This is a genomic window from Amycolatopsis eburnea, assembly GCF_003937945.1.
GTDB classification, from domain to species: domain Bacteria; phylum Actinomycetota; class Actinomycetes; order Mycobacteriales; family Pseudonocardiaceae; genus Amycolatopsis; species Amycolatopsis eburnea.
Window position 1 is genome coordinate 491,271 of sequence record NZ_RSEC01000058.1, and the last position, 11,170, is coordinate 502,440.

8 protein-coding genes are annotated in these 11,170 nt (G+C 71.3%); 3 read left to right on the forward strand and 5 right to left on the reverse strand.

The annotated features are described in order from the left end of the window. The first annotated feature begins 50 nt into the window (after positions 1–50). On the forward strand, positions 51–2,387 hold the full coding sequence (locus EIY87_RS27670) for a GH92 family glycosyl hydrolase (RefSeq protein WP_125312784.1): 2,337 nt from the start codon (positions 51–53) through the stop codon (positions 2,385–2,387). A gap of 73 nt (positions 2,388–2,460) precedes the next feature. Continuing rightward, a complete protein-coding gene (locus EIY87_RS27675; RefSeq protein WP_125312785.1) occupies positions 2,461–3,936 on the forward strand; it encodes a hypothetical protein in 1,476 nt (491 codons plus the stop codon). Here EIY87_RS27675 and EIY87_RS27680 read toward each other — a convergent pair. From EIY87_RS27680 to EIY87_RS27690, 3 genes are all read right to left on the reverse strand, one after another. Continuing rightward, positions 3,933–5,981 (reverse strand): MMPL family transporter, encoded by a 2,049-nt coding sequence (locus tag EIY87_RS27680; RefSeq protein ID WP_125312786.1) that lies wholly within the window; start codon positions 5,979–5,981, stop codon positions 3,933–3,935. The two genes, EIY87_RS27675 and EIY87_RS27680, sit on opposite strands and share 4 nt — an antisense overlap. 114 nt (positions 5,982–6,095) lie before the next feature. Beyond that, a complete protein-coding gene (locus EIY87_RS27685; RefSeq protein ID WP_125312787.1) occupies positions 6,096–6,761 on the reverse strand; it encodes a response regulator in 666 nt (221 codons plus the stop codon). A gap of 7 nt (positions 6,762–6,768) precedes the next feature. Beyond that, the gene (locus EIY87_RS27690; protein WP_125312788.1) at positions 6,769–7,833 is read right to left on the reverse strand and encodes a sensor histidine kinase; all 1,065 of its coding nucleotides are present in this window, start codon (positions 7,831–7,833) and stop codon (positions 6,769–6,771) included. A 237-nt stretch (positions 7,834–8,070) separates the two neighbouring features. Between EIY87_RS27690 and EIY87_RS27695 the strand changes: the two genes are divergently transcribed. Further along, the gene (locus EIY87_RS27695; RefSeq protein ID WP_125313560.1) at positions 8,071–9,483 is read left to right on the forward strand and encodes an MFS transporter; all 1,413 of its coding nucleotides are present in this window, start codon (positions 8,071–8,073) and stop codon (positions 9,481–9,483) included. Here the strand turns inward: EIY87_RS27695 and EIY87_RS27700 are convergent. Both EIY87_RS27700 and EIY87_RS27705 read right to left on the reverse strand, forming a co-directional pair. After that, positions 9,480–10,286 (reverse strand): SAM-dependent methyltransferase, encoded by an 807-nt coding sequence (locus tag EIY87_RS27700; RefSeq protein ID WP_125312789.1) that lies wholly within the window; start codon positions 10,284–10,286, stop codon positions 9,480–9,482. The two genes, EIY87_RS27695 and EIY87_RS27700, sit on opposite strands and share 4 nt — an antisense overlap. Positions 10,287–10,337: 51 nt before the next feature. After that, the gene (locus EIY87_RS27705) at positions 10,338–11,138 is read right to left on the reverse strand and encodes an SAM-dependent methyltransferase (RefSeq protein ID WP_125312790.1); all 801 of its coding nucleotides are present in this window, start codon (positions 11,136–11,138) and stop codon (positions 10,338–10,340) included. Between the last annotated feature and the right edge of the window lie 32 nt (positions 11,139–11,170).

Sequence of the window (11,170 nt, forward strand, 5' to 3'; positions counted from 1 at the left end):
GTCCGCTTGTGTTCGCCCAACGGTCACTGAACGCGGGTTAACCTCCGCCCATGCGCCGTTCCCTGACGGTGACGCTCGCCACCGCCCTGTTCGCCTCCGCGTTGACAACGATGTCAGCCGCCGCCGACCTGAGTCCCGCCGACTTCGTCGACCCGCTGATCGGCTCCGCCGGGGACGGCAACACCTATCCCGGCGCGGTCGCGCCGTTCGGGATGCTCTCCTGGAGCCCGACCAGCACGCGCGGCGACCAGACATCGACCGGCGCCGCCAACGGGTACCAGTACGACACCACCCGCCTCCGCGGCTTCGCGTTAACGCACGTTAATGGCGCCGGCTGCAACCCCGGCGCCGCCGGCGACGTGCCGATCCTGCCGTTCACCGGCGACGTCACCTCCTCGCCGACCGCGGACACGACTGACGCGGTGTACGCGAGCAACTTCAGCCACGCCGACGAGAGCGCGTCGCCGGGACGGTACCGTCTCGGCCTGGCCAACGGCGTCACGACCGACGTCGCGGCGACCGAACGAACCGCGATCGGCACGCTGGCCTACCCGGCGGGCAAGCCCGCCAGCCTGCTGTTCCGCACGTCGAACTCGCTCAACGGCAGCGAGGACGCCGAAACGCACCTCGACCCGGCGAACCGCCAGGTCACCGGCTCGGTGCTGACCGGGGCGTTCTGCGGACGCCGCGCGAACGGCGGGGTGAACAACCGCAAGTCCTACTACCGCCTGTACTTCACCGCGCGGTTCGACCAGCCCTTCACCGGCACCGGGACGTGGAAGGACGCGACGCTGCAGCCCGGCGGTCTCGACCAGACCGGCGGCGAGGGCTACGCGACGGGCAAGGACCGCGCGGGACGCGGCTCGGGCGGATACGTCACCTTCGCGCCCGGCAGCAAGGTCACCATGCGGATCGCGATCTCGTACGTCTCCCTCGAGGGCGCCGAACGCAACCTGCGCGCGGAGCAGCCGCCGAAGTCCACCGTGGACAGCGTCGCCGGCGCGACGAAGCGCGCGTGGAACACCGAGCTGAGCCGCATCGACGTCGGCGGCGGCACCGCCGGCCAGCGGATCGTCTTCACCACCGCGCTCTACCACAGCCTCCAGCAGCCCAACCTCGTCAGCGATGTCGACGGCCGGTACCTCGGGATGGATCGGCAGGTCCACCGCGTCGAACCGGGACAGGACGCGCAGTACTCCAACTTCTCCGGCTGGGACCAGTACCGCGCCCAGATCCAGCTGCTGGCGCTGCTCGAACCGCGCGTCGCCGGCAACTTCGCGCAGTCGCTCTACAACTACGCGAAGCAGAACGACGGCGTCTGGGACCGCTGGGTGCACATCAACGGCGCGACGCACGTGATGACCGGCGACCCATCGGCGGCGACGCTCGCGACGTTCTACGCCATGGGCGTCCGCAACTTCGACTACCGCGGCGCGTTCGACTCGCTGTACCGGCAGGCGACCGTCCCGCGGCCCGAAGGTCTGCAGGACGGCGGCTGTCCCGGTCAGTGCGTCGGCCAGCGGCCGAACCTTACGCAGTACGTCACGTCGCACTACGCGCCGAACGACGTCTGCCACTGCTGGGGTGGCGCCGCCGAGACGCTCGAAGACGCCGTCGCGGACTCCGCAATCGGACATTGGGCGGAACAGCTCGGGCGGACCGGCGAAGCCGCGGAGCTGCGCGCACGCGGCGCGTACTGGCGGAACGTCTTCAACCCGGAGACCGGCTACGCGCAGGCGCGCAATCTCGACGGCAGCTGGGTGACGCCGTTCGACCCGGCGAGCGACCGCGGGTTCGCGCAGGGCAGCGCGGCGGCCTACACGTGGATGATCCCGCAGGACGTTTCCGGCCTCGCCGACGCGATGGGCGGCAAGGCGAACGCGGTCACCCGGCTCGACGGGTTCTTCCACGACGCAAACGGCAACTGGCAGCTCAAAGGCGGCGGACCGCTCAAGTACGACCCGACGAACGAGCCCGACATCCACGCGCCGTGGTTGTACAACGAGCTCGGGCAGCCGGCGAAGACGCAGGAGACCGTCCGGCAGCTGGTGAACTCGGTCTACACGACCGGCCCGGCCGGCCTGCCCGGCAACGACGACCTCGGCACGATGTCCGCCTGGTACGTCTTCGCCGCGCTCGGGATCTACCCGCGCACGCCCGGCACGGGCGAGCTGCTGCTGTCGAGCCCGCTGTTCGCGACCGCCGTCGTGCGGCCGGCGGGCGGGGCGCCGATCCGGATCACGACGTCCGGGAGCGGGAAGTACGTCGCCGACGTCCGGCGCGGCGGGCGCCCGCAACGCGACTGGAAACTCGACGCGTCATTCCTGCGCACGGGTGGCACGCTGGAATTCCGCTTGTCCGAGACACCGACGGCCTGGGGGCGCTGATCACCCGATCGGGTTTACCGCTGACGCGGGTACGGTCTGCGGGGTGGTTTCGCCCGTTCACAGAACGATCTTCTTGATCGACGTCGAAAAGTACGGCGCCGCGGAGAGAACGACACCCGACCTGCTCGCGTTGCGGAGCGGTCTGTACGAGGCATTGGAAAAGGCCTTTCTCGACTGCGGCCTGCCCTGGCAGGAGTCACGGCTCGACGACGCGGGGGACGGCGTGTTCGTCCTCGTGCCCGCCACCGTGCCCAAATCCGCTTTCGTGGAGCGGTTTCCGACCGCGCTCGCGGAGGCCGTGCGTGCGCACAACGCCCGGCACCCGAAGCAGGCGCAGATCCGCGTGCGGGTCGCCCTGCACGCCGGCGAAATCGCCTACGACGAGCACGGAGTGGCGTCGCGGGCGATCATCAAGGCCTATCGGCTGCTCGACGCGAAGGTGCTGAAGAAAGCACTCGCCAAATCGGACGGCGTGCTGGCGCTCGTCATGTCCAAATGGTTTTTCGAAGAGGTGGTGAAACAGAGCGCGCACGCGAAGGCCGACACCTACCGGCGGGTCAAGGTGAAGGTCAAGGAGACCCGCGAAACCGCCTGGATCGCCCGTCCGGACGACCCCTACCCGCCGCTGGCCCGCCGGACCTGGGTGCGGTGGCTGGGCGTGGCGATCGCGGCCGCGCTCGTCGTCGCCGCCGCGGTCGTCCTGTGGCCCGGCGACGACACGTTCCTGGGCGACCCGCGCACCGCCGACCCGTGCGCGCTGACGTACGCCGAGGCGCTGACCGCCTACGGGACGGTCGAGACGTCCGAGGACTACGGCAACTTCAGCCGCTGCGACGCGCTCGTGTACCTGACGCAGGACCGCACGCAGTTCGTCGACGTCCGGGTCGAGTTCGCGAAGGGCGGCTCCGACCCGAGCCTGCCGGTGCAGCGGGAAGCGACGCTGGGGATCCAGCGCCCGCCCGCGCGGCCGGACAACTGCGTCCGGCTGGTGCTCCTGCCGGACGACGAACAGGTGATCTTCCAGGCTCGCGAGACCGGCGAGCGGCCGATCGACCTGTGCGGGATGACCGAGACGGTCCTGGCGAGCGCTCTGCTGAAGCTCCGGCAGGGCGAGATCGCGCGGCGCGAGCTGCCCGCCGGATCGCTCGCCGGGAAGGACGCCTGCGCGCTGATGGACGGCACCGCGGTGACGGCCGCCGTCGGCGCCGGGCCGCTGGAGCGGACGCCGGACTTCGGGAACTGGGGCTGCGACTGGGACTACACCGACCGGCCCGGGGTGGTGAAGGTGCTCTTCGACCGGACCGACGCCGAAGAACTCGACGGCACACCGGTCGAGCTGTCCGGCTTCGCGGCGCGGGTGCGAGCCGCGAAGCGCAGCGACACCAGCTGCACGGTCTCCATCGTCTACCGCCAGTACACCGACCTGAACCACGTGCTGACCGACGAACTCGTGCTCGTCGACGTCGAGAAGAGCGACGAGCCACCGGACCGGTTGTGCGCCCCGGCCCGGCAGCTGGCGTACACCGTCGCGCGGCGCTTGCGGGCCTAAGGCTCGAGCGCGAGGTGCGGGAGCCGCCGGTCCAGCCACTTCGGCAACCACCAGGCCCGCTCGCCGAGCAGCCGCATGATCGCCGGCACGACCAGGCAGCGGATCACCAGCGCGTCCAGCAGCACCGCGACCGCGAGGCCGAGACCGAACTGCGCCAGCATCCGCGACGGGTCGAGCAGGAACGCCCCGAACACCAGCACCATGATCGCGCCGGCCGCGGTGATCACGCCGCCGGTCGCGGCGAGCCCTTCGCGCACCGCGAGCCGCGCGTCGCCGGTGCGCCGCCACTCCTCGTGCATCCGCGACACCAGGAACACCTCGTAGTCCATGGACAGCCCGAACACGATCGCGAAGATCATCACCGGCACGAAGGCCTCGATCGGACCGGACTGCGCGCCGAACCAGCCGTCGCCGAACACCAGCGTCATCACGCCGAGCGAAGCGCCGATGCTCAGCAGGTTCAGCAGCGCCGCCTTGAGCGGGATGAGCACCGACCGGAACACGACCATCAGCAGCAGCGCGGACAACCCGACGACGACCAGCACGAACAGCGGCAGCCGGGCAGCGACGGCGTCCGCGAAGTCCGTCGCGGCCGCGACCTGCCCGCCGACCAGGTAGTGCCCCGGGAGCGCCGGCAGGACCTCGGTCCGCAGTCGCGTCACCAGCTCGGCGGTCGCCGCGTCCTGCGGTGACGTCGTCGGGAAGGTGATGACCGTCCGGCCCATCGGGGGTAGCGCGCGAGCGATCCCCGGCGTCGACGCCAGCCGTTGCTGCAGCGCGACGGCGTCGCCTGCTTCGGCGACAACCGCGAGAGGGCCGCTGAAGCCCGGGCCGAAGCCCTCCGCCAGCAGGTCGTACGCCTTGCGCGTGGTGGATCCGGCGGGGTCGGTGCTCGCGTCGGCGAACCCGAGCCGCATCCCCAGCGCCGGGATGGACAGTCCGACGAGGAGCAGCAGGCCGATCGCCAGCGGTGCCGCGGGCCGGCGCTGGACGCGGTCCGCGAGCCGGCGCCACGCCCGTCCGTGCTCGCGCTTCTCCGCGTGCCGCCGGATCCCGCGTTCGAGCCGCTTCCCGAACAGCGAAAGCAGCGCCGGGAGCAGCGTCACCGACGCGAGCATCGTCATCAGGACGGTCAGCGCGACCGACAGCGCGACGCCGCGAAGCCCGCCGAGCCCGAGCGCGAGCAGGCCGAGCAGCGCGATGATGACCGTCGTCCCGGCGAACAGCACCGAGCGCCCGGCGGTGTCGAGTGCGCGTCTCGCCGCCGCTTCGCGGTCGAGGCCGTTCAGGATCTCTGTGCGGTAGCGGGAGAAGACGAGCAGCGCGTAGTCGACGCCCACGCCGAAGCCGACCAGCATCATCAGCGGTGAGGTGTAGCTCGCGATGTCGACGTAGTGCGAGACGACCGTGATCACGCCGAGCGTGCTGCCGACGGCGAACACCGCGGTGATGACCGGCAGCCCGGCCGCGAGCAGCGAGCGGAACAGGAACACGAGGATGACCAGCGCGGCGAGTAGCCCGACGCCTTCCGCGGGCCCGCCGCCGCCGGAGATGCGCTCGATGGGCTCCCCGGCGAGCGCGGCCTCGACGGGACTGCGTTCGACGACGCCGGCGAACTTCACGATGTCGTCGTAGGGCAGGTCGGCCGAGGCCGCGTCGAACGCGACGGTCGCGTAGCCGATCCGGCCGTCGGCCGACAGCGTGTCGAACGGCCCGGTCACCGACCGGACGTGCGGCTGCAATCGGACATCGGCCAGAACAGCGTCGATTGCGCCGCGCCGCGTCTCGAGCCCGTTGTCGTCCCGGAACACGATCTGCGCGCTCGTGTCCGATTGCGCCGTGTTCCGCAGCAGGTCGACGACTTGCTGGGACTCGGTTCCGGGCAGCGAGTTGTCGTCGTGGAACGCGGCTCCGGTGAGCCGCGAGGTGAACGTGACGCCGATGAGGAGCAGCGCCCAGAGCGCGACGGCGAGCCACCGGTGGCGCTGCGCCCAGCCGGCCAGCTTCGCCAGGCTTCCCCCGGTGGGGCGAGTGATGGTGTCCATGGTGGACAAGGATTCGCGTCCGGGGGCCTGCTCCGCGTCGAGCACGGGAGGACACTTGCGCTGCTCCCGGCGGAGTCCCTTAAGGCTCGTCCCGTACTCCCGGGGGAGTACGGATCAGGGGTTCACCCAGCGGGGCGTCACGGCGCCGGACTCGTAGGCGAGCACGACGAGCTGCGCCCGGTCGCGCGCGCCGGTCTTGGTCATGATGCGGCTGACGTGGGTCTTCGCCGTCGCCGGGCTGAGCGTGAGCTCGCGCGCGATTTCGTCGTTCGACAGACCCGCCGCGACCAGGGACAGCACTTCGCGTTCGCGGTCGGTGAGCCGGTCCAGCGCCGGCGGCGGCGACGGACGCGTGCCGCGCGAAGCGAACTCCGAGATCAGCCGCCGCGTGATCGACGGTGCCAGCAGCGCGTCACCGCGGGCCACCACGCGCACCGCGTGGATCAGCTCCTCGGGCTCGGTGTCCTTGACCAGGAACCCGCTCGCGCCCGCGCGCAGGGCGCCGTAGACGTCCTCGTCGAGGTCGAACGTCGTAAGGATGACGACCTTACAGTGTACGGCCGGGTCTTCGAGGAGGTGCCGCGTCGCGGCCAGGCCGTCGAGCACCGGCATGCGGATGTCCATCAGCACGACGTCCGGACGGTGCTCGTGCGCGGCCTGCAGCGCCTCGCGGCCGTCCGCGGCTTCGGCAACGACGGTGATGTCGTCCTCGCCGTCCAAAATGGACCGGAAGCCGGCCCGCACCAGCCGCTGGTCGTCGACGAGCAGGACCCGGATCATCGGCCCATCATCGCACCGGCAGCCGTGCGCGCACCCGGTAACCGCCGCCTTCGCGCGGCGCGGCCGTCACTTCGCCGCCCAAGGCGCGGGTCCGCTCGGCCATTCCGCGGATCCCGTTCCCGGGCGGCGCGTCCCCGCCGCGGCCGTCGTCGTCGACCTGCACGGACAGCTCGTCGGCGCGGTACCCGAGCCGTACGACGACGGTCTTCGCGCCGGCGTGCTTGGCGACGTTGGTCAGCGCCTCCTGCACCACGCGGAACGCGGCGTGCTCGACGTCCGGCGGCAGTTCCCGGGCGACGCCGTCGATCTCGGTGCGCACGGTCAGCCCGGACGCACCGACCGACTCGGCCAGCTCCGCGACCCGGTCCAGCGCGGGGCGTGCGGTCCGGAGCATGCCGAGCGTCGCGCGCAACTCCTGGAGTGCGGTCTTGCTGGCGTCTTTGATGGTTCCTAGGGCTTCTTCGGCCTGCACGGGGTCCCGGCGGTGCAGCGCGGCGCCGGCCTGGACGTTGATCAGCGCGAGGTGGTGGCCCAGGACGTCGTGCAGCTCGCGCGCGATCCGGAGCCGCTCGTCGGTGGCCCGCGCCCGCGCTTCGGCTTCCTTCGTCCGCTCGGCCTCGGCCCGGTAGTGCGCGACGGCGCCGCCCGCGACCAGCGCGACGAACCAGCCGGTCATGAGGAAGAACGCGAAGTTGTCGACGTGCCGGCCGGTCCGCGAGCTGATCTCCCCGACCGCGACTCCGGCCATCGCGGCGACGGCGAGCAGCGCGGCGCCGCGGATCCGCCCGGCCGCGGCGGCGGCGAAGAGCGCGTACGCGAAGGCGAGGAGAACGAGCCCGTCCGGATCGGTCAGCGGGTAGTAGAGCGCGCAGCAAACGAGCGTTAACCCGGCGACGCTCAGCGGGTACGTCCGGCGGAAGAACAGCGCGGCGCAGCAGAGGACGGTCAGCACCCACCCGATCGCGGCGTGGTGCGGCGGCTTGGCGCCGTCGTTCAGGACGGCGAAGAGCGAGCCGACGAGCACGGCGACGGTGACCGCGAGCTCGGCCGCGTAGCGCCGCAACCAGGACATGCGCCGAGTTTAGGCGGCGTAACTGGAGTTGATCGTGGCCGCCGTCCTGCTGGTCGCGGGCTGTGGCGTCGGCTCGGTGCTGCCGAAGGACGCGGGGCCAGCACCGCTCGGGACCTGCTCCGGACACGGAGGCGTGCGCACCTGGCTGTGACGAAACCGCCACTCGGACGGAAACCCGCCACCCCGTAGGTACAGTGCATGAAGTTGCATGATGCGAACTAACTACACACCGTGGGGGTGCTGGTGTCCCGTCCCGAGCGGTCCGGCCGCGCGATCGTCGTCGTGCTCGCTTCGTGCGGGCTCGTCGCGTCGTTCATGCAGACGCTGGTCGTGCCGCTGATCCCGGTCTTCCCGCGGCTGCTGAACGCCTCGCCCGCCGACGCGTCCTGGGTGGTCACCGTGACGCTGCTGGCCGCCGCCGTCATCACCCCGGTCAGCGGGCGGCTCGGCGACCTCTACGGCAAGCGGCGGATGATCCTGGTCAGCCTCGCGCTGCTCATCGCCGGCTCGGTCGTGTCCGCGACGACGAGCGCGCTCGCGTTCCACATCATCGGGCGCGGGCTGCAGGGCTGCGCGATGGGCGTGATCCCGCTCGGCATCAGCATCATGCGCGACGAGCTCCCGCCCGAACGCGTCGGCGGCGCGATCTCGCTGATGAGCGCGACGCTCGGGGTGGGCGGCGCGATCGGGCTGCCGGTCGCGGCCGTCGTCGCCGAGAACGCCGACTGGCACGTGCTGTTCTGGATGGCCGCCGGCCTCGGGCTCTTCTTCGCGCTGCTGATCCTCAAGTTCGTCCCGGAGTCGCCGCTGCGCACCCCCGCGCCGTTCGACTACTTCGGCGCCTTCGGGCTCGCCGCGGGTCTGGTCTGCCTGCTGCTGCCGGTGGTGAAGGGAGCCGCCTGGGGCTGGACCAGCACGCCGACGCTGGGGTTCGCCGCGGCGGCCGTCGTCGTGCTGCTCGCCTGGGGCACCTACCAGCTGCGCCGGCGCGACCCGCTCGTCGACCTGCGGGTGTCCGCGCGCCGCCCGGTGCTGTTCACGAACCTCGCGTCGATCATGGTCGGGTTCTCGATGTACGCCATGGCGTTGTCGTTCCCGCAGCTGCTGCAGGCGTCGGCGTCGACCGGGTACGGCCTGGGCCAGACGATGGTGCAGTCCGGGCTGTCCCTGGCGCCGAACGGCCTCGTGATGATGCTGCTGTCGCCCGTCTCGGCACGGCTCATCACCCGCTTCGGCCCGCGCCCGACCCTGATGACCGGCGCGCTGGTGATCGCCGCCGGGTACGTGTTCGCGATCCTGCTGATGGGCAACGCCTTCGAGCTGATCACGGCGTCGGTGATCATCGGCGCGGGCGTCGGCATCGCGTACGCGGCGATGCCCGCGTTGATCATGGGTTCGGTGCCGGTCACCGAAACGGCGTCGGCGAACGGCCTGAACTCCCTGATGCGCTCGGTCGGCACGGCGGTCTCCAGCGCGGTGATGGCCGCGATGCTGGCCCAGCTGACGATCACCGTCGGCGGGCTCGCGGTGCCGTCGCTGTTCGGTTTCCGGGCCACGTTCGCGGTGGCCGCGCTCGCCGCGCTGACCGGCGTGCTGCTCGCCGGGCTGGTGCCGAAGACGCGCACCGCGCCGGAGCTGGTCCCCGCCTAGTTCTTGCGCGCCACCAGCGCCAGCCCGCCGCACTCGGCCGGGTCGGCCGGCACGTCCGCGGGGTCGTCCGGCCGCCACTCGGGGATGAACACGACGCCCGGGTCGAGGATCTCGAAGCCGTCGACCAGCGCGCGCAGTTCGTCGGCCGAGCGCGGGGTCACGGGGTTCGCGCTCTTCTGGTACATCGCGACCGCGCGGGCAGTGCCGTCGCTCTGCTGCTCGTACGTCGCGGACGACAGCGCGAGGTAGCTGCCGGGCGCGAGCGCGTCGCGGTAGGCGGCGATCAGCCGGGCCGGGTCCCGTTCGTCCGGGATGAAGTGCACGAACAGCGCCATCACGACCATCACCGGCTGGTCCAGGTCCAGCATCGTCTCGGTGATGTCGTGTTCGAGGACGTCATCGGGGAACTCGGCGTCGGCGTGCACCATCGCGGCGTTCTCGTTGTCCTCGAGGACGATCTCGCTGTGCGCGACGGCGATCGGTTCGTTGTCGACGTAGACGATCCGCGCGGTGGGGTCGACCGCGTGCGCCACCTCGTGCACGTGCCCGACGGTCGGCATGCCCGACCCGATGTCGAGGAACTGCCGGATGCCCTGGTCCATCCCGAACCGGATGGCCCGGCGCAGCCACTGCCGGTTCAGCCGCGCCCGCTCCCGCGCGTTCGGCTGCGCGGTCAGCACTTGCTCGGCGAACATCCGGTCCACGGCGTAGTTCAGCTGGCCGCCGAGGATGTAGTCGTACACCCGCGCGGGGTTCGGCTTGTCGAGGTCGATACCCCGTCTGGCGTACTCGTCTTCGCTCACTGCGGCTCCCGTGATCAGGGTGTGCGGCCGAGGATAACCGGACCGCGCCGCCTAGATCTTCCGCGCCACCAGCGCCAGCCCGCCCGAGCGCTCCGGCGGGTCCTCGAGCGGCTCGTCCGGGCGCCACTCCGGCGTGAACACCACGCCCGGCGGCAGGATCTCGAAGCCCTTCACGAGCGCGCTCAGCTCGTCGGGGGAGCGCAGCGTCAACGGCGTCCCGCTCTTTTCGTACAGCGCAACCGAGCGCTGCGTCTCCTCGCCCTGCCCTTCCCACGTCCCCGACGACAGCGCCAGGTAGCTGCCCGGCGCGAGCACGTCCCGGTAGCGGCCGATCAGGCCGGCCGGGTCGCGGGAGTCCGGGATGAAGTGCACGAACGCGGCCATGATGACCATGACCGGCTCGCTGAAGTCGATCATCGCCTCGGTCGTCGGGTGCTCCAGCACCTCGTCCGCGTACTCGGCGTCGGCCTGGACCATCGCCGCGTTGTCGTTGTTCTCGAGGACGATTTCGCTGTGCGCGACGGCGATCGGCTCGTTGTCGACGTACACCACCCGCGACGCCGGATCGACCGCCTGGACGACCTCGTGCACGTGCCCGACGGTCGGCATGCCCGACCCGATGTCGAGGAACTGCCGGATGCCCTGCTCCGCGCCGAACCGCGCGGCCCGGCGCAGCCACGCCCGGTTGGTCAGCGCCATGTGCTGCGCGTTCGGCAGCACCCCGAGGATCTGGTCGGCGAACATCCGGTCGACGGCGTAGTTGAGCCTCCCGCCGATCATGTAGTCGTACACGCGTGCCGCGTTCGGTCTCTCGAGGTCGATGCCCCGCTTCGCGTGTTCGTCTTCGCTCATCCGCCGCTCCCGGGCTCAGGGTGTGACGGGAG

What these genes read in the sequence shown, in the direction of transcription:
- EIY87_RS27680 (WP_125312786.1), bottom strand. Translation starts at nt 5,981, where the DNA reads ATGGACACCATCACTCGCCCCACCGGGGGAAGCCTGGCGAAGCTGGCC.
- EIY87_RS27685 (WP_125312787.1), bottom strand. Translation starts at nt 6,761, where the DNA reads ATGATCCGGGTCCTGCTCGTCGACGACCAGCGGCTGGTGCGGGCCGGC.
- EIY87_RS27670 (WP_125312784.1), top strand. Translation starts at nt 51, where the DNA reads ATGCGCCGTTCCCTGACGGTGACGCTCGCCACCGCCCTGTTCGCCTCC.
- EIY87_RS27690 (WP_125312788.1), bottom strand. Translation starts at nt 7,833, where the DNA reads ATGTCCTGGTTGCGGCGCTACGCGGCCGAGCTCGCGGTCACCGTCGCC.
- EIY87_RS27705 (WP_125312790.1), bottom strand. Translation starts at nt 11,138, where the DNA reads ATGAGCGAAGACGAACACGCGAAGCGGGGCATCGACCTCGAGAGACCG.